Annotated in this window: 20 protein-coding genes, 1 tRNA gene and 1 other RNA gene; 12 read left to right on the plus strand and 10 right to left on the minus strand. The window is 52.8% G+C overall.

What is annotated here, in order from left to right; genetic code table 11:
* Positions 1-2,004, minus strand: a 2,004-nt coding sequence (gyrA, locus tag ACTIKR_RS07500; RefSeq protein ID WP_442327524.1) for a DNA gyrase subunit A, incomplete at its 3' end; no start/stop codon positions are given.
* Between the two features lie 496 nt (positions 2,005-2,500).
* On the opposite strand from gyrA, the gene ompA reads away from it, so the two are divergent.
* The 4 genes from ompA (at position 2,501) to ACTIKR_RS07520 (ending at position 5,260) form a co-directional block, all read left to right on the plus strand.
* Complete coding sequence (gene ompA, locus ACTIKR_RS07505; RefSeq protein ID WP_014750459.1) at positions 2,501-3,061, plus strand: outer membrane protein OmpA; 561 nt, start codon at positions 2,501-2,503, stop codon at positions 3,059-3,061.
* 200 nt (positions 3,062-3,261) lie between these two features.
* Positions 3,262-3,987, plus strand: a complete 726-nt coding sequence (gene ubiG / locus ACTIKR_RS07510) for a bifunctional 2-polyprenyl-6-hydroxyphenol methylase/3-demethylubiquinol 3-O-methyltransferase UbiG (protein ID WP_193087031.1) — start codon at positions 3,262-3,264, stop codon at positions 3,985-3,987.
* Complete coding sequence (locus ACTIKR_RS07515; RefSeq protein ID WP_193087032.1) at positions 3,984-4,667, plus strand: HAD-IA family hydrolase; 684 nt, start codon at positions 3,984-3,986, stop codon at positions 4,665-4,667. The genes ubiG and ACTIKR_RS07515 overlap by 4 nt, the downstream gene beginning before the upstream one ends.
* The gene (locus ACTIKR_RS07520; protein ID WP_193087033.1) at positions 4,664-5,260 is read left to right on the plus strand and encodes an OmpA family protein; all 597 of its coding nucleotides are present in this window, start codon (positions 4,664-4,666) and stop codon (positions 5,258-5,260) included. Before ACTIKR_RS07515 ends, ACTIKR_RS07520 begins: the two co-directional genes overlap by 4 nt.
* Positions 5,261-5,353: 93 nt before the next feature.
* On the opposite strand, the gene ssrA is transcribed toward ACTIKR_RS07520, so the two are convergent.
* Together ssrA and ACTIKR_RS07530 are read right to left on the minus strand one after the other, a co-directional pair.
* Positions 5,354-5,721: a transfer-messenger RNA gene (gene ssrA / locus ACTIKR_RS07525) on the minus strand.
* Between the two features lie 26 nt (positions 5,722-5,747).
* On the minus strand, positions 5,748-6,299 hold the full coding sequence (locus ACTIKR_RS07530) for a DUF1415 domain-containing protein (protein WP_442327508.1): 552 nt from the start codon (positions 6,297-6,299) through the stop codon (positions 5,748-5,750).
* Positions 6,300-6,472: 173 nt separating this feature from the next.
* On the opposite strand from ACTIKR_RS07530, the gene ACTIKR_RS07535 reads away from it, so the two are divergent.
* Positions 6,473-7,267, plus strand: coding sequence for a hypothetical protein (locus tag ACTIKR_RS07535; protein ID WP_442327509.1), 795 nt, complete (start codon positions 6,473-6,475; stop codon positions 7,265-7,267).
* Here ACTIKR_RS07535 and rfbD read toward each other — a convergent pair.
* The 4 genes from rfbD to ACTIKR_RS07555 all read right to left on the minus strand — a co-directional run bounded on the left by rfbD (position 7,259) and on the right by ACTIKR_RS07555 (position 14,930).
* Positions 7,259-8,227, minus strand: coding sequence for a dTDP-4-dehydrorhamnose reductase (rfbD, locus tag ACTIKR_RS07540; protein WP_442327510.1), 969 nt, complete (start codon positions 8,225-8,227; stop codon positions 7,259-7,261). The genes ACTIKR_RS07535 and rfbD overlap by 9 nt on opposite strands.
* A 141-nt stretch (positions 8,228-8,368) precedes the next feature.
* Positions 8,369-11,437 (minus strand): efflux RND transporter permease subunit, encoded by a 3,069-nt coding sequence (locus ACTIKR_RS07545; protein WP_442327511.1) that lies wholly within the window; start codon positions 11,435-11,437, stop codon positions 8,369-8,371.
* A 2-nt stretch (positions 11,438-11,439) separates the two neighbouring features.
* Positions 11,440-12,615: an efflux RND transporter periplasmic adaptor subunit gene (locus tag ACTIKR_RS07550; protein ID WP_442327512.1), complete on the minus strand. Its 1,176-nt coding sequence runs from the start codon at positions 12,613-12,615 to the stop codon at positions 11,440-11,442.
* A complete protein-coding gene (locus tag ACTIKR_RS07555; RefSeq protein WP_442327513.1) occupies positions 12,609-14,930 on the minus strand; it encodes a carboxy terminal-processing peptidase in 2,322 nt (773 codons plus the stop codon). Before ACTIKR_RS07555 ends, ACTIKR_RS07550 begins: the two co-directional genes overlap by 7 nt.
* Before the next feature lie 171 nt (positions 14,931-15,101).
* On the opposite strand from ACTIKR_RS07555, the gene ACTIKR_RS07560 reads away from it, so the two are divergent.
* Both ACTIKR_RS07560 and ACTIKR_RS07565 read left to right on the plus strand, forming a co-directional pair.
* Entirely contained in the window at positions 15,102-16,328 is a 1,227-nt protein-coding gene (locus tag ACTIKR_RS07560) for a lytic murein transglycosylase (protein ID WP_442327514.1), read from the plus strand.
* A 132-nt stretch (positions 16,329-16,460) separates the two neighbouring features.
* Positions 16,461-16,537, plus strand: a tRNA-Met gene (locus ACTIKR_RS07565).
* Positions 16,538-16,765: 228 nt separating this feature from the next.
* On the opposite strand, the gene ACTIKR_RS07570 is transcribed toward ACTIKR_RS07565, so the two are convergent.
* The gene (locus tag ACTIKR_RS07570) at positions 16,766-17,164 is read right to left on the minus strand and encodes a site-specific integrase (protein WP_442327515.1); all 399 of its coding nucleotides are present in this window, start codon (positions 17,162-17,164) and stop codon (positions 16,766-16,768) included.
* Positions 17,165-17,279: 115 nt separating this feature from the next.
* On the opposite strand from ACTIKR_RS07570, the gene ACTIKR_RS07575 reads away from it, so the two are divergent.
* From ACTIKR_RS07575 to ACTIKR_RS07585, 3 genes are all read left to right on the plus strand, one after another.
* On the plus strand, positions 17,280-17,447 hold the full coding sequence (locus ACTIKR_RS07575; RefSeq protein ID WP_442327525.1) for a glycoside hydrolase family protein: 168 nt from the start codon (positions 17,280-17,282) through the stop codon (positions 17,445-17,447).
* 88 nt (positions 17,448-17,535) lie between these two features.
* On the plus strand, positions 17,536-17,892 hold the full coding sequence (locus tag ACTIKR_RS07580) for a hypothetical protein (protein WP_442327516.1): 357 nt from the start codon (positions 17,536-17,538) through the stop codon (positions 17,890-17,892).
* Positions 17,893-18,093: 201 nt separating this feature from the next.
* A complete protein-coding gene (locus tag ACTIKR_RS07585) occupies positions 18,094-18,468 on the plus strand; it encodes a VOC family protein (RefSeq protein ID WP_442327517.1) in 375 nt (124 codons plus the stop codon).
* A gap of 204 nt (positions 18,469-18,672) precedes the next feature.
* On the opposite strand, the gene ACTIKR_RS07590 is transcribed toward ACTIKR_RS07585, so the two are convergent.
* Entirely contained in the window at positions 18,673-18,882 is a 210-nt protein-coding gene (locus ACTIKR_RS07590; protein WP_442327518.1) for a CsbD family protein, read from the minus strand.
* 506 nt (positions 18,883-19,388) lie between these two features.
* On the opposite strand from ACTIKR_RS07590, the gene ACTIKR_RS07595 reads away from it, so the two are divergent.
* On the plus strand, positions 19,389-19,601 hold the full coding sequence (locus tag ACTIKR_RS07595) for a CsbD family protein (RefSeq protein WP_442327519.1): 213 nt from the start codon (positions 19,389-19,391) through the stop codon (positions 19,599-19,601).
* Between the two features lie 661 nt (positions 19,602-20,262).
* Entirely contained in the window at positions 20,263-20,550 is a 288-nt protein-coding gene (locus tag ACTIKR_RS07600) for a hypothetical protein (protein WP_442327520.1), read from the plus strand.
* A gap of 642 nt (positions 20,551-21,192) precedes the next feature.
* Here ACTIKR_RS07600 and ACTIKR_RS07605 read toward each other — a convergent pair.
* A complete protein-coding gene (locus ACTIKR_RS07605) occupies positions 21,193-22,407 on the minus strand; it encodes a hypothetical protein (RefSeq protein WP_442327521.1) in 1,215 nt (404 codons plus the stop codon).
* Positions 22,408-22,716 lie beyond the last annotated feature (309 nt).

Here is a 22,716-nt window from a genome sequence, read left to right on the forward strand (position 1 = left end):
CTTGACTGTGCCGCGAGAGGTTGCCATAAACACAAAGCTTGTGTCGGAAAACTCACGTACCGGCAGGACAACCGTGATTTTTTCGCCGTCTATCAGCGGGAACATATTAACGATCGGGCGTCCGCGGGAACCGCGTGTGCCCTGAGGCACTTCCCAGACCTTGAGCCAGTACACCCGCCCGCGGTCAGAGAAACACAATAGAAAATCATGCGTGTTCGCGATAAACAACTGATCAATCCAATCGTCTTCTTTCATGGCCGTCGCCTGCTTGCCGCGACCGCCCCGCTTCTGGGCTCGGTATTCGGACAATGGCTGGCTTTTGATATAACCGCTATTGGATAGCGTAACCACCATGTCTGCAGGAGTAATCAGGTCTTCCGTATCCAGCTCGGTCGCATTCATGACCACTTCGGAGCGCCGTACATCTTTGGCATTGGTTGAGAACTCGGCCTTGATGGCAACCAGCTCGTCAGAAATAATCGCGGTAATCCGCTCGGGTTTGGCCAGGATATCCAGCAAATCGGAAATGGTGTCCATGATGCCACGGTATTCATTAACGATTTTGTCCTGCTCCAGCCCGGTCAGGCGTTGCAGACGCATATTCAGGATTTCCTGTGCCTGGACGTCGCTTAGACGATACAGCCCATCATCCTGCAACCCGAAAATATCGGCCAGGGTGTCCGGACGATAGGCGGCACTGCCGCCCAGTACGCTGCCATCGTCTGCCCGTTGCAGCAATTCGCGCACCAGCGAAGAATCCCAGTTGCGCGCCATCAGTTCCTGTCTGGCGACAGGCGGCGTAGGCGCACCCTTGATGATTGCGATGAATTCATCGATATTGGCCAGCGCAACGGCCAGGCCTTCCAGCAAATGTCCACGCTCGCGCGCCTTGCGCAACTGAAATACCGTACGACGCGTGACCACTTCCCGGCGATGGCTGAGAAAGTACTCGACCATCTGCTTCAGATTAAGCAGTCGCGGCTGCCCTTCCACCAGCGCAACCATGTTGATACCAAAGGTATCCTGCAATTGCGTGTGCTTGAACAGATTGTTCAGAATGACCTCGGGGACTTCGCCGCGCTTCAGTTCAATGACCAGGCGCATGCCGTCCTTGTCAGACTCATCGCGGATATCCGAGATACCCTCGATTTTCTTTTCATTGACCAGCTCTGCAATGCGCTCCTGCAGCGTCTTTTTATTGACCTGGTATGGCAGCTCATCAACAATGATGGACTGACGATTGCCCTTTTCCATGTCTTCGAAATGGGTTTTGGCCCGCATGACCACACGCCCGCGTCCTGTACGGTAGCCTTCGCGTACCCCGGTCATACCGTAGATAATACCGCCGGTAGGGAAATCGGGAGCAGGAATCAGTTCGATCAGTTCATCCAGGGTGCAGCCCGGGTTGCGCAGGCAATACAGGCAGCCGTCGATGACTTCGCTCAAGTTGTGCGGAGGTATATTGGTTGCCATGCCGACGGCAATACCCGAGCTGCCGTTGATCAGCAGATTCGGTACGCGTGAAGGCAGCAACAGCGGTTCCTGCTCACTGCCATCGTAGTTCGGACCAAAATCGACCGTTTCCTGATCGATATCGGCCAGCAGCTCATGCGCAATTTTGGCCAGGCGGATTTCGGTATAACGCATGGCAGCAGCACTGTCGCCATCGACTGACCCGAAGTTACCCTGCCCGTCTACCAGCATATAGCGCAGTGAGAAGCTTTGCGCCATACGGACGATGGTGTCGTACACTGCCTGGTCACCGTGGGGATGGTACTTACCGATAACGTCACCGACAATACGAGCGGATTTCTTGTAGGCCCGGTTCCAGTCGTTGTTCAGCTCGTGCATGGCAAACAACACCCGGCGGTGCACCGGTTTTAGCCCGTCCCTGACATCGGGAAGCGCCCGGCCGACAATTACGCTCATGGCGTAATCAAGATAGCTTCGGCGCATTTCCTCTTCTAGCGATATTGGCAGGGTTTCCCTGGCAAAAGAATCCATAGTACTCATAACTTATTTTGATGTGATACAAACGTCAGAAAATCCGGCAGGCGTTTTCCGGTCTCGCACGCGGGGCGAATCCGTCATTCTATCATTGTTACAGCCTGTTCAGCGCACCAAAAAGCGCGTAATGCGAACATTTATGGTCGATTTATATATTTGAGACTTTACTTTAAGTGTTGGGCTTTAATTTTTCATTTCTTTCAGGTGCTTGCTTCGAACTACGGGCTTTTGCAGCAAATTTGAAACAGGGTTTGTGGTTGAAATCCAACAAATTTGGCGCATAAGAGACAATATTGGAAAGTTCCCTTAAAAATGTAGGACTTAGTCTCGGCAAAGACTTCAAAAATCGCTTAAGATTGAACCACGAACAAGGGAAAACTAGTGCAACCCTTTGAATCCATATCCAAGCGTTGCTATACTGACCCTGAATTTCAATCTGCGGCGGGTTTCGCTGCGAGTCAACTTTTAGCTATCAAGCTCAACGAGGAGAAACATGAACAAACCCTCTAAATTCGCATTGGCATTCGCCGTTGTTGCAGCCGCAACGTCAGGTGTAGCATCAGCGCAAACCGTCGATAACTGGGTTAATCCATACGGTCTGGTCTGGATGAACGGCACGAATGAACACTGCTGGCGCGACAATTTCTGGACACCCGCAACCGCAGCTCAAGGTTGTGGCGCTCCTCAAGCTGAAGTCGTTGCCAACAAAGTAACCTTCAACGCTGATACATTCTTCGACTTCGACAAAGCAACACTTAAACCAGAAGGCCGTAACATTCTGGATCAAGTTGCCCAGCAAGTTACTCAATTGAACCTGGAATCTCTGATCGCTACTGGTCACACCGATTCTGTTGGTACCAATGCATACAACCAGAAACTGTCTGAGCGCCGTGCTGCTTCAGTCAAGAACTACCTGATCTCCCGTGGTGTTCCTGCTGACCAGATCATTGCTTCCGGCCGTGGCGAAACACAACCAGTTGCCTCAAACACAACCCGCGAAGGCCGTGCTAAAAACCGTCGCGTAGAGATCGAAATCGTAGGTACACGCCGCTAATTTTCAGCGTCTCCTGCAAAAAGGCTCCTAGTAGCAGTAAAAAGGGCTCCTGTAAGGAGCCTTTTTTACGTCTGTCAGGACCCATTCCAGGCGTACTGTCTGGGGCGGACTGGCTGGGCTTGCTGCCCCATCGGCCGCCAGTGGTGTAAAATGCGGCTATCACTATCCTATACACACCATACAACCGCCCACCACTGCTTATGTCACAGACCAGCACGCCCTCTTCCCTGCCCGTCAATGCCAGTCAGGCCGAACTGGATAAATTTGGCGATCTTGCGGCAAAATGGTGGGACCCCACCAGCGAATTCAAGCCCCTGCATGCGATCAACCCGTTGCGCCTGGAATGGATCTCGTCTCTGGCCGGCGGCCTGGAGGGCAAGACTATCATTGATGTCGGCTGCGGCGGCGGCATTCTCGCCGAAAGCATGGCTGCCAGCGGCGCTTCGGTCACCGGCATTGATCTGGCGCAAAAGTCCCTGAATGTGGCCCGGCTGCACGGCCTGGAAAGCGGCGTGCAGGTGGAGTACTGCAACATCAGCGCAGAGCAGATCGCCAGCGAGCGGCCCGCGCAATACGACGTCGTGACCTGCATGGAAATGCTCGAACATGTGCCTGACCCAGGCTCCATTGTCCGGGCCTGCGCCACCCTGGTCAAACCGGGCGGACTGGTCTTTTTTTCCACGCTGAACCGCAATTTCAAATCGTTTCTGTTTGCCATCGTCGGCGCCGAGTACGTGCTTAACCTGCTTCCACGCAATACGCACACCCACAGCAGCTTTATCCGCCCGAGCGAGCTGGCGACCAGCGCCCGCGCAGCGGGACTTGAGCCCATGTCGATGAAAGGCATGCAATATAACCCTATTACCGATGTCTACTCCCTGAGCAACGACACATCGGTCAACTATCTGATGGCGACCTACAAATGATCACCACTGTACTTTTCGACTTTGACGGTACGCTGGCCGACAGCGCCCCTGACCTGGCGCACGCTGCAAATCTGCAGCGCCAGTATCGGGGAATGGCGCCACTGCCATACGAGATGCTGCGCTGTGTCGCATCCCAGGGCGCGCGCGGGCTGCTGCGGGTGGCATTGGCGCTTACCCCGGACGACGAAGACTACGAACCGACGCGCTTGCGGTTTCTCGAAGACTACCGTGCCTGCATGACCCGCAACACCACGCTTTTTCCGGGTATTGAGCAGTTATTCGGCAAGCTGGAAAATTCAGGTCTGCGCTGGGGTATCGTAACCAACAAGGCCGAAGCGCTGTCGCTGCCAATGTTCGATTATCTGCAATTGACCGATCGTAGCGCAGCCAATGTCTGTGGTGATACGCTTGCACATTCCAAACCGCACCCGGCGCCGCTGCTGCACGCCGCAAAACTGGCCGGGGTTGCACCCGAAACCTGTATCTATGTAGGTGATGACGAACGTGATATCATCGCAGGCAAGGCAGCTGGCATGCCAACCGTTGCCGCCGCTTATGGCTATTGTGTGGATGCCAATGAAGTAAAGGCCTGGGATGCTGACCAAATTGCACTACTGCCCGAAGATGTGTGGGATGCCGTCGTAAAAATCAAAGAACAGGCAAGTATAGGAAAATCATGAAACTGAGCACGTTTATACGGGCCACGGTGATGGCCACGGCGGGATTGCTGCTATCGGCCTGTGCCTCGTTCAGCAATGGCGGCATTGAGAATCCGGGCGGCGGCATTGCCGTTGACACCAGCGGACTGCCAGTGACACAGCGCAGCGTGACCACCCCGAGCAACTGGAATGAACTTATCGGGCAGATCCGTGCCTCCGATACACAAAATCTGGGGATCCAGGTCAACCGCGTGCGCGATGGCAGCCTGCGCGTGATTTTACCCGGAGGAACGACCTTTCGTGGCGGCAGCGCGCGCCTGAACAACAAGATGAAGCCGGTGCTCAACGCGGTGGCAGGCGCATTTGACCAGTCGCCCTACTTGCGCATCAAGGTAGTCGGACACTCAGACTCTCAGGGAGACTCGGTTACCAATCAGACACTGTCGATCACTCGGGCCACGTCCGTGGCCAATTATCTTATTCAACGCAATGTGAAAAGTGTGCTGATCGAGCTCGAAGGCCGGGGATCAATTGACCCGCTAATGAGCAATACGACGGCGCAGGGACGCGCCGTAAATCGGCGGGTTGAACTTTATCTTTACGAAATCCGCTAGAGAGCAGGCCTCTGGTATGACGGGATGCGGTGGTGCCGGCAATGTGTCGCTGCGCCGTGACAGCCAACACCACAGCACAAATTTGCCACGCAATGAAAAAGGGAGCCGAAGCTCCCTTTTTTATCCGTTCTGTTGCCAAGTGGATAAAGCTCCTAGCTAGCCAGTATTAGGCTGCTAATGCGTAACTTTCGTCATTTGCATTTAAAGGTTTTGCTTGATTTACGGTCATCGCCTACCGGCTGCCGATCTTCCTATCTTTTCCTGTCGAAACCATGGCGTCCCCATCAGCAGCATACTTGAACCGGCCTTGCGGATATCGCAGCAAATGCACTAACACAAATACGCTGTTGGTGGAGACGGCGGGAGTCGAACCCGCGTCCAGAAAACATTCAGTCAACCAGATATACAGCTTAGATTACATAATACCACAAACTGTGGGCAATTCACAATACTACAAGCACTAGAAAAGCTATTGCATTTCAACAGGTTACTCCTGATCATCCTGCAGCAGCCGGTGCCACCCATCGACGCCCAGTTCCTGGACCACCGCGACATTGCGCTGGAAAATCACACTGGCATCCGGGTACTGCTCCGCCGCCTTATCCAGGCTGTCTTCGCGCAACAGATGCAAAATCGGATACGGCGCGCGGTTGGTATAGTTGCTCAGATCGTCCGGCTCGGTATTGGCGAACTGGTAAAAAGGATGAAAACTGGCAAGCTGTATTTCACCGACCAGTTCCAGTTCATCGAGCACCGCTTCGGCAATATCCAGATAGTCGTTAAAATCGCTGAACTGCTCGAACATACAGGGCACGACCAGCAATGTGGTATCTGTCTGCTGCGCCGGCGTGTTCGCCAACCACCGCAACTCCTCGTAAAGCTGCGCCGTTAACGCGTGCCTGTCCTGCGCCTGGCAAATGGCGATCCGCACCTGGTCTTTCACATAGACGCTTTTGGCGAAAGGACAAAGATTGAGGCCGATGACCGCTTTTTCAAGCCAGCGGCGCACACGATTTTCGATCTGGCTGATATCGTTCATATAAAAAAGAATTCCGGGAGTGGCGTCATAAGTACCGACTAGTGCAGGAAAAGTGTTCAAGGGATCCCCATTTACCCAACGGCTGCACTGGGGCCGCCCAAGCTTGCGTAACTTGCTAAAATAGCCGGTTTACTTGGCATTATTCCGGGCAATGGCTTGCGGAGCACTTACTCATGACAGATACTAGCACAAACGCGCTTTTCATTATTACCAGCGCCACCAACGCGCCTTATGCTGGCAGCGCAGACCAGCAACAAGCCGGCGATCCGGCCGGCAACGGCACATCGGGCGACCGTGCCCACGGTAACGGCCAGCCACATGCCACCGGTAACCAGTCGGCGCAACGCTATGACAACCTGCTGGCCACGATCAGCAGCATCAATACCCACGCGCCCGGCTCGCGCATTGCGCTCGTGGAGTATTCTGCCTATCCCTTGTCCCAGCCACAGCATGATGCCTTGATCGAGCAAGTGGACTATCTCATGAGTTACGCGGCCAACGAACAGATTCAGGGCTTTGATCGCAATCTGGGCAGCAATCAGGCGATTGCCGCCTTCAGTGAACTGACTTGCCTGCTGTGGTTTCTGCAAGTCGGGCAACACCATGACCTGTACAAACCATTCAAAAGAGTATTCAAAATGTCACCTGGCATACAGCTGGTGTCAGCTCCAACCGATACCGTGCACTTTGCCGACAGCGCCCAGGGGCGCTACGTGTTTCCCAACGCAACACTGGCCGCCAATGCAGCCGGTGCGCTGGCGCTGCAGTTTTCCAATGGCTACTGGAGCATGGATACGGCGCTGGTGCCGTCTTTTATTGCTTTATTGCAGGAGATGCTCGAGTCCATGCATAAGCTTAACCAGCAGGGACAAGCGGCCTGTATCGAGAGCATGCTTTACAAATTTATTGACGCGAGCAAGATTTTCTATGACCTGAAGCCGGCTGTTGCAGGTCACTCCTCAAGATAGGAAATGACCGTCCTTGGCGCCCTCGCATAGCGCGTCCACAGTAGCGTCAACGCCCTGCTGCCAGCAGGGCAACGACAGGCCGAAGGCTCCAGCCAGCTTGCCGGTGTCCAGCCTGCTATTCAAAGGCCGTCGCGCAGGGCTGCTGTATTCCAGCGTACTGACTGGCACGACGCGATCAAGCGCCAGATCCAGCCCGTTAGTCCGCATGCGTGCAAAAATATGGCAGGCATAGTCGAACCAGCTGGTCTGTCCGCTGGCGGCCAAATGATATAAACCATCTTCAATGGCTGCAGGATGGCGACGATATTTATCAATTGCCGCTGCAGTAATATCGGCAATCAGGCATGCACTGGTCGGCGCGCCGATCTGATCGTTCACCACACGCACGCAATAACGGCTCATGCCCATTTGCATCATCTGCTGCAAAAAGCCCCGGCCCTGACGGCTAAATACCCAACTGGTGCGAAAGATCAGGTACCTGCAGCCACTGCGCGCAATAGCCTGGTCTGCGGCCAGTTTGCTGCGTCCATAAATATTGGCCGGCCGGGCAATATCGGTCTCGGCCCAGGGCCGTGTTCCCGTGCCGTCAAAAACATAGTCAGTGGAATAGTGAATCAACAGGGCGCCACATTGGGCCGCCGCCTGTGCCAACGCAGCCGGCGCTTCGGTGTTCACCAACATGGCGGTGGTCTGATATTGCTCGGCCTCATCAACTGCCGTGTAGGCGGCCGCATTAACAATCACATCGGGCGACAGGGCAAGCGTGTGCTCGAACAATTGTGTCGGGTCCAGGAAATCAGCTTGCCACAACCCATGCGGGCTGGCACGCTCGACCGCAACTGCCCTCAGCCCGGACCCGTGCTGAGGCCTGTCAGGCGCGATAACCTGTCCTGACCGCGCCAGCGCCGATTGCAAGGCCCGCCCCACCTGACCAGTTTTCCCGAAAAGCACAATTTTCATTGTACAGTCACCTTTGTCATCCACCTATCGTATTGCCCGTTGCCAATCCTGGCACCTGCTGCCGCTGTTGTACCTGGGGCACCAAGCCGCCGGGCCTCGTTATCGCACTGCAACTGCCACATGGACTGCGGCTACTGCATTTCACTCCGGGTCATTGAATAATTTGCCGGTATGGCGCCGAAAAAAATTACTCACATCGTCAACAATAAGGAACACTGCAGGAATCACCAGCAGGCTTAGAAATGTGGACGTGATCAGGCCTCCCAGCACGGCGATGGCCATGGGTGAACGAAAGGCCGGGTCTGCAGAGCCCCAGCCGACCGCCAACGGAACCATGCCAGCGCCCATGGCAAGGGTAGTCATCAAAATCGGCCGTGCCCGTTTGTGGCAGGCGTCCCGAAGCGCTTCCAGGCGCGTCATGCCCTTTTCTTTTATCGCCAGAATGGCATATTCGACCAACAAAATCGAGTTCTTTGTCGCGATACCCATGAGCATGATCAGGCCGATCAGCGACGGCATGGAAAAACTCTTGTCGGCCAACAGCAGCCCCACGAACGCACCGCCCAGCGATAGCGGCAACGCAGCCAGGATAGTCAAAGGCTGAAGAAACTGCTTGAAAAGCAGCACCAGGACAATATAAATGCAGACAATCCCAATGACAATCGCCAGCCCAAAACTCTGGAACAACTCTTCCATAACCTCTGCATCGCCGATATCGATGACTGACACGCTGGCGGGCAACGCTTTCATGGCAGGCAATTGCCTGACCTGCTTGACAACATCGCCCAGCGCCACCCCTGAAAGCTCAATTTCAAACGTAATATTGCGGGCTCTATCATAGCGATTAATGACCGCCGGGCCACCACCCAGACGCACATCGGCCACGCTGCTCAGCGGCACGGGCCCGTTTGCGCCAGGCACACGCAAATTCTCGATAAAGTCCAGGTCTTTGATTGCCCATTTTTCCAGCGCAACGACAATCGGGATCTGGCGCTGATCCAAATTGAGCTTGGACAATGCCACTTCGAAATCGCCGGCCGTGGCAACACGCAGGGTATCTGCCATCGCGGCACTGGTAACACCCAGTTGCGCCGCCTCATCGAAACGCGGATGCACTTGTATTTCCGGGCGTATCAGGCTGGCCGACGAAGAGATATTGCCCAGGCCCGCAATGGACTGCAGTTGCCGCCCAACCTGCAGCGCAGTCTGCATCAAGACGTCGGGTTGCTCGCTTGAGAGCACTAGCATATATTTCTCGCCGGAACCGCCCAGCCCCACTTTGAGGCGCACGCCCGGAACCACTTGCAGACGCCTGCGAATATCAGCCTCAATCTCCTGCTTTATCGGGCGCTCGTTACGCGGCTGCAGCAGCACGGTCAGCGTGGCCTTGCGCTCTTCCTGGGTCTGGCCGCCGGCAAACGGGTCGCCTCCCGCCGCTCCGCCACCGATACTGGTATACACCGAGAGCACCGACGGATTTTCCATGACCAGCTGGCGCACCTGCTCGGCCGTCTTCTCGGTTTGTACCAACGACGTGCCCGGCTGCATTTCCACATAGACCTGGGTCTGGGACAGATCATCGGCAGGCATGAAGCCCGTTGGCAGCAGCGGAATAATAACGATCGAACCAACAAAGAATAGCCCAGCGATCACTACGGTAACCCATCGATGACGCAGCGAGCGGTCCACCCACGTCATATAAAGCCTCATCCATCCCGGATCTTTGGGTGCCTGTTTCTTGCCTTTCAAAATGTATGCACACATCATGGGCGTGAGCATGCGGGCAACAACCAGGGAGGCAAAGACGGCCATGGCGGCCGTCCAGCCAAATTGCTTGAAAAACTTGCCGGCAATACCGCTCATAAACGCCGTTGGCAAAAACACGGCAATCAGGGTAAAAGTGGTGGCCACGACGGCAAGGCCAATTTCATCGGCAGCCTCCATTGCAGCACGGTAGGGAGATTTACCCGCCTGCAGGTGCCGCACGATATTCTCAACCTCGACAATCGCGTCATCCACCAAAATACCGACCACCAGCGACAAGGCCAGCAGCGTGACGCCATTGATGGTAAAGCCAAAAAAATACATACCAACAAACGCCGGTATGATGGACAAGGGCAAAGCGACGGCCGACACCAAGGTTGCCCGGATATCTCGCAAAAACAGCCAAACGGCCAGCACCGCCAGCAGCGCGCCCTCGTACAGCATGTGCATCGCCCCGTCGTATTCAGACTGGACAGGCTCCACCATATCGAATGCCGTCCGGAGCGTCAGATCGGGATACTGGGCCTTGATCTGCTCCAGCGCCTGCATCACGCCTCGCCCGACATCCACTTCCCCAGCTCCGCGACTGCGGGCCACTTCAAATGCCACAACAGGCTTGCCATCCAGAAATGCGGCAGTGACCGGATCGGCAAAACTGTCGCGAACGGTGGCCACTTCGCCCAGTGTAATGACTTTGCCGTTGCTCAGCGGAATGCGCAGATCCTCAAGCTCTGCCGCGCTTTTTACAGCACCCAGCGTACGAATGGGCTGCTTCTGAAGACCCAGCTCAGCCTTACCCCCCGACTGCTCCTGCTGCACCGATTTAAGCTGCCTGGAGACATCAGCAACCGTCACCCCCAACCCCTGCAACAATACCGGGTCCATATCTACGCGAACCTGCCGGTCGCGCCCGCCAACCCGGCTGACCTTGCCAACGCCAGAGACAGTGAGCAGTTTGCGAGCAATGGTATTGTCCACAAGCCAGGACACATCCGTGACATCACGGCGCGTAGAGCTGACGGTGAATGCCAGGATCGGCAGCTGCGCCAGATCCAGTTTGGTTACGATGGGCTCCTCGGTGTTAGCTGGCAACTCATTGCGCACCGATGCAACCGATGAGCGCACATCATCGACCGCTTCCTGTATCGGTTTTTCCAGTTCAAACTGCGCAGTAATGGTAGCGACGCCATCCTGCAAGGTGCTAAAGACATGGTCTATGCCCTGCACTGTTGCCAGGTTGTCCTCGATCTTGCGCGCAACATCATTCTCAAGCTGGCTGGGCGTCGCCCCCTCCAGGACGGTCGTGACAACCACGGTGGGCAGATCAATATCGGGAAAATTCTGGATTCGCATGGCATGAAACGAATACAGTCCCATCAGCGTCAGCAGCACGAATAACATGCATGCGGGCAACGGATTTTTTATCGACCAAGCAGAAACGTTCATGTTCAGTTCCCGGCGGGACTGGCTTTGGCTTCAGTCTGAGAATCCGGTGCGCCGCCCGGCGCTGATTCACGGATCTCGCCGGTGGCCGGCTGCTGCGTAGCCGCTTCGACCACCCGCACCGTATCCTGGTCATTCAGAAACGCCGCGCCTTGGGTCACAACCCTGTCCCCGTCGCGCAGGCCCGCTGTGACCTCTATCGTATTGTTGGCAGCGCCACCGATTTGCACCTTGGTCTGCGCGACCTTGTTATCGTTCTCAAGCACAAAGACAAAATTGAATCCGTCGCGCAGCACCAGCGCCTGACGTGGTACGGTCAGCCCCTGTTTGGGTGCCAGTTCGAAACGGCCGCGCAGGAACATGCCCGCCCGCAATTGCGGGTCGGATGCCAGATCAACGTAAACAATGCCCTGGCGCGTCTGCTCATCCAGCGTGGGCCCGATCTGCCTCACCTTACCTGCCACCTTTCGGTCATTTGGCAAAACCACCTGCACCGGCATCCCTTCGCTAACCTGCATGAGATTGCGCATACCCAGTTGGGCTTGCCACTCCAGGCGGTTATCGACAACCAGATGAAAAATTTCCTGCCCAGGGTTGACGACAGCACCGATGACTGCATTACGTACAGAGATGACGCCATCGGAGGGCGCCAGCAATTTCGTATAGGAGCTGCGTTGTACCTGGGTTTGCAGCGCCGCTTTGGCCGCAGTTACGTCTGCCATGGCGTTTTTCTCACCCGACAGGGCCTGATCGACTTCGGATTGACTAATAGCGCCGCTGCCGCGGATTTTTCGGATACGGTCCGCATTGCGCTTTGCCGTATCCAGTGAAGCCTGGGCCTGCCGCAAGCGCGCCTCGGCCTGGGTCAGATCGCCGCGACTGGAGGTGTCTTCAAACTCGGCCAGCATCTGCCCAGCTTTGACCCGGTCACCCACATCGGCGTACAGGGCTTTGAGCCGAAGACCGTTAGTCTGGGCACTGACGCTGGCGTCATGCCAGGCGCGAATATTTCCGGTTGCCCAGAAACCAGGGGTGATCTGTGCGGCATTGACCGTATGGACCGTCACGGTCAGCGCGGGGCGTGTAGATGGTTCCTGGGCGTGAGCCACGTCCGGGGAAAAGGCATCCAACATAGCCACGATGAATGCGCACTGCATCAGCTTTGTAAACGGAATCAGCACGGGTATCTGCCTGCTCGATTGCAAAAACAAACATATCGTACGGGTAAATGCGATATGTCTGTCTGCGCGAGTTGTGAATCGTTGTAACCTGATGCGCCGAAGGATTGCTTCTGTTTTGCCAGATCCGCCACGATGTTGGCTGCTTCCTTGATAGCAATATCCAGGCTCTCCTTGCGTTTTTTCTCATCCGCAAGCTCCTGGGTCAGGTTGCCTTCCCCTGCCGCCAGGCCATCATCAAGGCGGAACGAATTAACATCGGATTCACCCAGTTTTTTACGGCGCTCTTCAAACTGTGATTGCTCCATGGACATTTTTTCGCGCTCTTCCAAACGCGTGGCATAACGCAGTGAAATAACTTTCTTATCGGATGTCTTGCGGGCGTATGCCAGCTCGTCAAGCAACAGCTTCCAGTTATCCGATTGCTGCGTACGCTGCTCGTGCATGGTTTTGAGCGGCCCGATTTTTTCTGCAAGCGAATCGTATCCGCTGTACTTGGTCGGGGCGATCTTGCTCCACGGCATGGCGTTCTCGTAGCTGGACTCGCCCAACTCGGTCGGGTCAAAGGCCGATGGAAACACGATATCGGGCACGACACCCTTTTCCTGCGTGGAGCTGCCGTTGACGCGGAAAAATTTCTGGATGGTCCATTTGAGCGAACCCAGCTCCTCGCCTTCATGTCGACGCAGGAATTCATCCAGGCCACGAATGGTCTGTACGGAACCTTTACCCCACGTTGGGTCGCCAATGACGACACCGCGGCCATAATCCTGGATCACAGCGGCAAAAATTTCCGATGCAGAAGCCGAAATGCGATTGACCATAACCCCTACCGGTTTGTTCCAAACGATTTTGCCCGTTGCACTGCGAACATTGGACGTGGTTCCCTCGGCAGTGCTGACCTGCACAATCGGATTGGGGCCACCCAGAAACAGGCCACTCAGGTTAGCCGCTTCGCTCAGCGAACCGCCACCGTTGTTACGCAGATCCAGCAGAACGCCATCCACGCCTTCCTTTTCAAGTTTTTCAAGAATCACACGGACATCACGGGTCACGCTTTTGTAATTGCTTTCGCCCCGCGCTTTCGCATCAAAATCTTCATAGAAGCTGGGGATCGTGATGATGCCGACCTTGCGCTTTTCCCCCTCGGCGCCCGCTTCATAGATTCGATAGCGAGCTGCCTGATCTTCCATTGTTACTCTCTGACGAACGATGGAAACAGTGGTGTGCTTGCCTTCCATACCCCTTTCGGCCGGAATGATCTCGATACGCACGGTTGTGCCGCGCTTGCCGCGAATCAGCTTGACGATGTCATCCAGGCGCCAATCGACCACGTCTTCCATGGGACCCGATTCGCCCTGGCCAACGGCCACAATGCGGTCACCGGGATTGAGCTTGCCGGATTTGGCTGCCGGGCCGCCCGGCACCACCTCACGGATCTGTCCGTATTCATCGCGTTTTTGCAAGACTGCGCCAATGCCCTCAACCGACAAGCTGATTTGTACGTCGAAATTTTTTGCAGAGCTGGGGCTGTAATATGACGTATGTGGATCGGTACTGTTTCCGTAGGCATTCAGGAACATCTCGGCAACGTCTTCGCCGTTCATGCGCATGATCTGGTTGCGATTGTTTATATAGCGCTTTTTGAGTTTCTCGACAATGACGCTGTCTTTACTGCCGGCCAGTTTCAAACGCAGATAATCATTCTTGATCCGCTTGCGCCACAAATCGTTGATCTGCTCTTCGGAGTTTGCCCATTCGGCTTTCTTGCGATCCAGATTGAAGGACTCTTCAATGTCAAAGTCAAAAGGCTTATCCAGCAAGGCCAGAGCATGATCGAAGCGCTGTTCGACACGATCGCGATACTTTTCAAACATGGCAAACGCCGGCGCCAGACGACCGGTCATCAGCATAGTATGAATGTTCTGACGCACCGGTTCGAACTCGTCGATGTCCGACTTGAGCAAATACAGCTTTGCCGGATCCATCATTTTGAGGTATTCCTTGAACACCGCATGCGACATATTTTCGTCCAGCGGCTTCTTGTCATACTCAAAGCGTGTCAGGATATTGGCCACGATAATAGCCGCCTTGGCCTGATCAACTGTTGGTTCCAGCGCTTTTTTTTCAGGCTTCTTCTGCGGGGCCGGCGCTTTAGAAGCATTGGCCGAAGGACTGCTGTTTTGAACCAGCAGCTGATGCTGCGTGGATTGCGACTGCTCAAGCCGTTCGATACGGTTCAGCGCTTCTGAGTCGGCATATACACAGGCCGAAGTAGCCAGAAGTGCCAGAGCCGTTGCCAATACTTTCAACTTCATACAATGCAATCTCAACGAGTGAATAGGATTATGGATACTGATTCTAACGAACTGCGGTCAATTTTACCCATGTTTTCCGCCAAACACATGAAATCACAAACAAAATGGCACATACGTTAGAATTTGACTTCAATCCATTACACGATTTGATCATCATCAGGAGCCGTATTCATGCCTATCAGCCGCTTGCGCCGTTCTCAGTTTCGCTCACTGCAGCGGCTTACCGTCTTATTGACAATTGGCATACCGGGCGCAGCGTTTGCGCAAAGCGGTGGCGATTTTGCTGCATGTATGCAAAAGCTGCAGCCACAGGCGGCACGCGCCGGTATTTCCGCGCAATCTTTTGCCCGGTTTACCCAGGGCGTCACGCCAGATATGAGCATTCTGGACAAGCTCAATTACCAGCCGGAATTTCGCCAGCCGATCTGGGACTACCTGGCTGGATTGGTCGATGAGCAACGGGTCAGCGAAGGCAAAAGTAACCTGACCCGCCATGCCGATGTATTGCGACGCGTCTCTGCACAATACGGTGTAGATCCCGCAACCGTCGTGGCGGTCTGGGGCGTGGAAAGCAACTTCGGGCAGACACAGGGCAAATATCCGTTGGTGCAGGCGCTGGGCACGCTCAGCTGTTATGGACGTCGACAGGCTTATTTTCAAAAAGAGTTTTTTGCCACGCTACGGATTCTGCAATCAGGCGATATCCAGCCACAACGCCTGGTCGGCTCCTGGGCCGGTGCTTTCGGGCACACACAATTTATGCCCTCGACCTTCGAGCGACTGGCCGTGGATTTCGATGGTGACGGGCGCCGCGATCTGATGGACAACTCTGCCGATGCGCTGGCATCGACCGCCAACTTTCTTGCCAAGGGTGGCTGGCAGACGGGGCAACCCTGGGGGTTCGAAGTGCGCCTGCCTGCCGGCATGAACACAGCGGGTGAAGGTCGGCGCAACAAAAAATCCATCTCGACATGGGCGGCGCGGGGCGTCACGACCATAGACCGCCAGCCGCTGGATGCGCGTGTTTCGGGCAACCAGAAAGCGGGCCTGCTGACGCCAGCGGGCGCCACCGGGCCGGCATTCCTGGTATTTCGCAATTTCGATGTGATTTATGGCTACAACGCTGCAGAAAGCTACGCCCTGGCCATTGCGCATCTGAGCGACCGGCTGCGCGGCGCGGGCCCCTTTGTCACCGCGTGGCCCACGGATGATCCCGGCCTGTCACGGGCTGATCGTGTAACGCTGCAAAAAGCCCTGCTGAACCGAGGCCATGCTATCGGCGAACCAGACGGCCTGATTGGCAGCAAGACACGCGAGGCGATCAAAACGGAACAAAGCAGGCTCGGACTGACGCCGGACGGACGCGCCGGACAGAAAATCCTGCGTGCGTTGCAATAAAAGACTTGCGAAGCAAAAAAAATCCTGATATAGTTTCATGCTTCATTCAATCGCACTACAACCATGCCAGTTTTTTGGAACAACGTCTGTTTGAATGAAACCTCATTTTTATGAGGTGAAAGCTGTGAGAATGGCTCTTTAGCTCAGTCGGTTAGAGCGACGGAATCATAATCCGCAGGTCCCCCGTTCGAATCGGGGAAGAGCCACCATTCACACAGTTTTAATCTATAGCAATATCAAATACTTAGGCCGCCTCGCACGCGGCCTTTGTTGTTTCTGCGGCATTCGTTTCTGGCTGGTTTTGCCAAAACCTGACCAAGTCTGCGTGCGGTGCCAGATGCTCGGCATTCATGTGCGCATACTTTTTTGCCATTTCCAGATTCTCCCCATCCGCCCAAGTCCTTCAACACAAAGAACGGTGTGCTGGCCTGAACGTGCTAACTCGCCCAGGTATGTCTCAGGTCGTGAAAGTGAAAGTCCTCAATATTGGCTTTCGTGAGAGTCAGCTTGAAGCCTTTCCGATTGATGTCTGATGGATGCACACCGGTATCTGTGGTGAACACCCATTTTTTATCGCGCCGTTTCCGTACGGCCATTGCGTCACTATTAAGCGGAATCGAGCGGGAACGACCTGACGGTGCCTTATCGGCGGTCACCCGTGCGATAGACAGTGCCAAATCGAATTGGGACCACTCTAATTTGAGGATCTCGCTCATTCTGGCGTCGGTAGACAGTGCAAACGAACAAACATCATTCATCCACGGCGTTTTAATCTGCTCCAACAGGGCCTGCTGTTTGGTGATACAGCGAATGAGAATGCCGGAATCTTTAGACACACCCCAATTGGGTCTCCTCACACCTCGGCAACCGTCAAGACCCTGACATGGTTGATATATAGCAATTTTTCGTTGCTGGCGCCAGCTTTTTAAGCTTTCACTTATCCCCTTTTGCCTGCGCAGCTGCTGCAAGGGTAGACATCGACCGCCTGCACAAGGCGGGCTCAATACGCTCGTTTCGTTTGTCTTCAATGTTGGCGAACCACAGTTTTCCACTTCTACCCTGCAGCGCCTGCTGAACGCCGAAATTTACATTGGCGCATCCATCGAGTTTGAACGGTAGATTTACGACAGTGGCCAGAAGCTGAACGGCCTGGTCGTGCGCAAGGAGCGCGATCGCCAGGAATGCATTTTCTATCCGGGATTTATCCATGAATGCAATTTTTAGCTTTCTGTCCGGGTGGAAAGACTACGCCGTCGCTACTGGCCTCGTCATCTTCGCGGCATGTGGTTATGGCCGGTGGCAATACCATGCAGGACATGCCAATGCGGTTCAAGAGCATAAAGTGGCCGATTTGGAGCAGTACAGGCAGACCGCCAACGAACTGCAGACCGCCAGCCAGAAAACCCAAACCGCGCTTGATACCACTCAGACCAAACTCACGACATTCCAAGAGACGTACCAAAATGAAATGCGCGTCAATCCTATTGATTGCGTCGACGCTAATAGCCGGTTGCGCTCAATCCTCGATATCTACCCGCCCGCCACTACCGGGAAATTTCGCTGAGTGCGTGGAGCCAAAGTCGCCGACCACTGCCGCATATGATTCGGTGGCACTGGGGAACCTGATCACTCGGTGCTGCGAGCGCAAGGTGAAGCATGACTTTGTGATCCAGCAATGATAGGATTACGGAAATAGCGGGTGATTAATTATTGAAAAGCTCTATCACTACGGTAATCCGTAGTTGTAAACTATTCAGGATATACGATGTTTGATCATGTGAAATTCGGGGTCAGTAACTATGCCGCAAGCAAAGCGTTCTTTCTCCAAGCGCTCGAACCAATTGGGGTAGCAGTCGCGTCTGAGGGAACGCCGACGTACGGCGTAGAGCTCAGCTCGAAATGCAACGTTTCATTGTGCTTGTTCCAAACCGAGGAAAAACCTGCACATCTTCACTTGGCTTTTGCTGCCGAAAGTCGCGAGCAAGTCGACGCTTTCTATCTAAAAGCTCTACAGGCTGGTGGAAAAGACAATGGTGCTCCCGGTTTACGGCCACAATACCATGCGCATTATTATGCGGCTTTTGTAATCGGGCCGGACGGACACAATATCGAAGTGGTTTGCAGCAAACCTGGCGCCTAGTGTTCAATCGTTTTTCTTTTTCGCTGGCGTCCTCTCCCTGGTATTCGTCGCCGTCCCGTCCTGGGTTAAATTGATCGACTGATTTCGCGCTTGTCGCCTTGGGCAGCAGTAATCCCACGCTAACTCCGCCACGCTAAACTCGGCATCGCGAGAATTGATACCCAACAAAAAGCACCCCGAAGGGTGCCTTTTCAACTCACTAGACTACACTGCTGCGGGTTGCTTCTTATCGATGAATTCCTGAACTTGCTTTTCAGCTTCTGGCTGAGTCACAGAATATTTATCTTTAATAGCTGTTACCAGCTTGTCGGCATGCCCATTAATTTGCTTGACGTCACCATCATTCAATCTACTCCATTGAGTAGTGACTGAACCTTTGATGTCATCCCATTTTGCGTCTTTGAATCCTTCCATGATAATACTCCTATTATCAAATATTGGTACATGCGAAAAGCTCGCACATCCCGTGCGCCATGCATACAAAATTTATCATTCTTTATACACCGTAAACTGGCGCAAAAATCTTAAGATCTTTATCGAACATTCCACACTGCAACATCTCGAATATCCGCTCGGTGTTTTAATACGCCCCGGTCAAAATCGAGTGTGCAAGCTGTGTAGTGTGGCCCTTGCTCAAAGCACATTCTCCATCCGTTTTTTATCGTTCTTTGTATGGGTTTGAATAGCTGTGCAAACTTTAATTCGATAAGCATATATATGCTCCTTAACTATGGGCAAGAAAATCAAACCCATGTACCCACAGTACTCTACTTGTCTGAATTCACCTACCGATCAAATGTAAGTATTAAAAGAGCCAAAATACAAATTTGTGAAATATGTTTGCACGGCCCTTTTCGTGCCGCAACAGAGTAGAGTGATAGATGTAGTGTGAATTAACCTACATCTATTAGGACAGTGCCATGATTATATTTAGAGATAAATGGAAAGCTGATGCCTTCAAAGTTATCCTTAAGAAACGTTGGATTAATCTCTCAAAAGATGAATTGACTTATATTGGCGGTGATTCTCAAAAATTAGTGTCAATATTGCAGTTTGATTATGGTTACCCTCGCAAGACGGCACAGCGTAAAGTGAAAAACTTTTGGGACTCGTATTCAAATTCGCATGTATGAGTCAAGCAGTAATTTCTATCTATTTGTGAAACTTCGCAAGCGTGTGCAAGACCCGAGGCACAAATAAGTCCCGCAGTTCTGGGGGGCTAAATAGGCTGGCTCCCATCCCCGCCTGGATACATGCTATTGTCCATATTCCGCATCACCTCATACTACTCAAACGGAAGTTCAGGCCCAACTACAGACATTAATTCCTTGGTCTGCACCACGGTAGTGGCCGGCTCCATCCATGCCCGTGCAGGCCCTGGAGTCAAGGTCATTTCCGTCGGTTGGCCGAGCCACTGTGCCGGAAATAGACTGTCTCCATGCCCTGCTATTCCTGATAAAAGGCCGCACGTTTTCATACTTTAAGAATAATTCCATTGTTCAGAGGTAGCGAACAAGAAAAACATTGATTTTCACCCGATATCTGTTAATAACCGTCCTGTCACGCCCGAGATCATCGAACCGATACGCCAGGATATGCTCAAACGCGCAGAAATACTGACAGATGCAGTTCGCGTTGCGAATACTGACTTGAGAATCGAGGTCAATGGCCAGATCATAAAACCCCCAGACACCGCGCAAGAAAAAAAAAGGACTTTATCGCTTTGAGCTGCCTGCGGACCTACAGGGTAATGTTCGTATTCTATCCAACGCCACGACAGTACGTGAAACGTCTGTGATCGATCGCACCGACATCCGCGTCATTGGTGTGGGAATATCCTGCATTGCGCTCGTTGTCGACGGCATGCGCCACGAAATTGAGCTGAATGATTCGGCACTAAGCGGCTTTAACGAGGCACAAAAAATAAACGGCATGCTAATGCGATGGACAACAGGTGAAGCTGTGATTCCTAAAATTCAGTTGCCTTCATTAAAAGGCCCTATGGCACTGGAGCTGACTGTACTGCGCACGCATATGTATTGGACTTCCAGCCTCCAACAAAAAGCACGAAAAGCAGCATAAATCTCGTGTAAGCAGTAACCAGCTATAAGGAAGGCTGCGCTTTTGTGCAGCCTTCTGTCGTTCTCGCACTGGGAGACGCAATCACCCAGTTCTACACATGCAAGATCCAGCACGACTTCGTGGTCAAGCAGTGGTAGTTCTCAAGCTTATTTCGCTATCCCAAGCCGAAACTCATACGGCCGGACTTTATCCTCTAAACGACTCAAGAAAGTGGTGCCAGAATAGTGCATATCGCATTCCGGCACTAATCACACTGTTTGCTGCAAAAAGGGTTCATTACCTGGAAATGCGGGTACCAATGACTGGATACACTCTGCTATCTGCATAAATCTTCACTATGGTCACGCGTGTTCCGTTGCGGGCGTGCCATTACTGACCGACTTTGAATTCCAAATGGACATGGATATCCTATAGATATAATTTTACATGTTGCAATTGTATTCTTCTCATTGCAGTGATATGCCATGTCCGTCAAAATTGTTAAGTAGGCTTATTCTCGCCCTCCCCTTGATACTTGCTATCCCAAAAAGCCTTGATGTAAGCAAAAACACCCCTGCCGCCTGCCTCACGTATAGGACATAGGACAGCAGGCGTCGGTTAAGCAACTCTATTCTGCGTAACATTCGGTTCAGATTTTGGCGCCTACTTTGCCCCATCGACAAGTTTCTGATACTCAATGACCTTTGTCTTTATTTGTTGATTGTTAGGTCGCGACTTAAGTGCATATTTCATTAGAATCAGGGCACGCTCCGGTGTCGATTTGACGCATTTGAACGCGGCATTTCGGAATACGACGGGGTGGAATTTAAGCATGGGCAGAAGCGCGGCTAACTCCGAAAGATCCTGGTATTGAGATAGAAGTAGCTCAGCTGTTTCTTTGTGAGGAAGCCTAGAATTTATAATTTCGAGGATTGCTTCACGCTGTAGATTTAATTCAAGGAGCAAACCAATTTTTTTTGTTCTGATATCCTCGACGTCCGCATCCTTAATTTCAGCTAGCGAAATCGCAAGCAACGCTTTTCTTTTATCTTGAGCATTGTCGCTCTCATATGCTTGTTCTATCATCCTAACTACATCGTTCATCTTCAGATTTTTTGGAGTGTCGTCATTCAACGAATTCTCGAATGCAGCACTATTTTCCAAGTGTGCAACCAGAGTCGGAACAGCGTTTTCGAATTTAACTTTAAAATCAGCATGAAATTTTATCGGGTCAAATTCATCATGAGCTACCTCCCTCATGATCTCCGTTAACCCGTATGCTTGATCCAGGACCCTACCGCCTGCGCACCCAAACAATGGAACATGAAAACCAATCCCAGCCGTATTATTCAGAATTGGAACAGCATGATGAATGTCCAACGATGCTTTGTCGTAGAAGATATATCCGCGGCGATCTCGAAGCACGCCACTGTGAATGTAGTCATAGTTGAAATTCAGTAATTTGGATTCTGCCCACCACCGGCTATCCTCCAATGGCCTATGGCTCGGGTGCAGGCTGAATTGGGGGCAAATGGCTATATACCTATACACATCCAGCATTTCAGCAAAATTGATGGCAGCGTATGCCCCCATGCCAGTACCAAAAGTAACAATTTTTGCCCTAACCGGATTATGCTCTTCGATGAGTCGAATGACTTCGATGATCTCATCGGTTTGATACCAATGATTTCCGCTAATATCAACGATAAATTCGTTATAGCCCAACTGATATGCGGTACCTGGCTCGCATTCAGGGAATTGACTGGTTTCAATTGGATATCCGTTCTGTTGTGTGTCTCCAAACCGGACAAACGTCACATCAGAATTGCAAGGGTGAAAATTTAATCTAAGGTTGGTACCCTGAAAGATGACAGTCACTCGTAGTCTCCATTAGCAAATTCGTCGATATGTATCTATTGAAGCGCAATCTCAGCATCTCTGAATCAAAATATTGTAAATATTCTATAAAACAAGCAGAATTATTTTTTCAAACTATCGCTTTCTAATTTCTCAATCTCAGATGGAATGATTATCACCGTAGGTCTTTAATTTATTAGATATTTTATTTAAGCCGTTGCAAAATCATAATTTGCAAGTCCCCCAAATCGAGGAAGAGCCACCATTTTACACAGTTCATTTTCAAGCACTATCAGACAGTTAGGCCGCCTCGCAAGCGGCCTTTTTGTT

The sequence above is a fragment of the Advenella sp. genome, from assembly GCF_052108595.1.
Classification (GTDB): domain Bacteria; phylum Pseudomonadota; class Gammaproteobacteria; order Burkholderiales; family Burkholderiaceae_B; genus Advenella.

Excerpts from the sequence above, each read along its gene's own strand:
- ACTIKR_RS07530 (WP_442327508.1), bottom strand. The coding sequence starts at position 6,299 with ATGAACGATATCAGCCAGATCGAAAATCGTGTGCGCCGCTGGCTTGAA.
- rfbD (WP_442327510.1), bottom strand. The coding sequence starts at position 8,227 with ATGAAAATTGTGCTTTTCGGGAAAACTGGTCAGGTGGGGCGGGCCTTG.
- ACTIKR_RS07515 (WP_193087032.1), top strand. The coding sequence starts at position 3,984 with ATGATCACCACTGTACTTTTCGACTTTGACGGTACGCTGGCCGACAGC.
- ACTIKR_RS07520 (WP_193087033.1), top strand. The coding sequence starts at position 4,664 with ATGAAACTGAGCACGTTTATACGGGCCACGGTGATGGCCACGGCGGGA.
- ACTIKR_RS07585 (WP_442327517.1), top strand. The coding sequence starts at position 18,094 with ATGTTTGATCATGTGAAATTCGGGGTCAGTAACTATGCCGCAAGCAAA.
- ACTIKR_RS07560 (WP_442327514.1), top strand. The coding sequence starts at position 15,102 with ATGCCTATCAGCCGCTTGCGCCGTTCTCAGTTTCGCTCACTGCAGCGG.
- ACTIKR_RS07590 (WP_442327518.1), bottom strand. The coding sequence starts at position 18,882 with ATGGAAGGATTCAAAGACGCAAAATGGGATGACATCAAAGGTTCAGTC.
- ompA (WP_014750459.1), top strand. The coding sequence starts at position 2,501 with ATGAACAAACCCTCTAAATTCGCATTGGCATTCGCCGTTGTTGCAGCC.
- ACTIKR_RS07555 (WP_442327513.1), bottom strand. The coding sequence starts at position 14,930 with ATGAAGTTGAAAGTATTGGCAACGGCTCTGGCACTTCTGGCTACTTCG.
- ACTIKR_RS07545 (WP_442327511.1), bottom strand. The coding sequence starts at position 11,437 with ATGAACGTTTCTGCTTGGTCGATAAAAAATCCGTTGCCCGCATGCATG.
- ubiG (WP_193087031.1), top strand. The coding sequence starts at position 3,262 with ATGTCACAGACCAGCACGCCCTCTTCCCTGCCCGTCAATGCCAGTCAG.
- ACTIKR_RS07595 (WP_442327519.1), top strand. The coding sequence starts at position 19,389 with ATGATTATATTTAGAGATAAATGGAAAGCTGATGCCTTCAAAGTTATC.
- ACTIKR_RS07580 (WP_442327516.1), top strand. The coding sequence starts at position 17,536 with ATGAATGCAATTTTTAGCTTTCTGTCCGGGTGGAAAGACTACGCCGTC.
- ACTIKR_RS07535 (WP_442327509.1), top strand. The coding sequence starts at position 6,473 with ATGACAGATACTAGCACAAACGCGCTTTTCATTATTACCAGCGCCACC.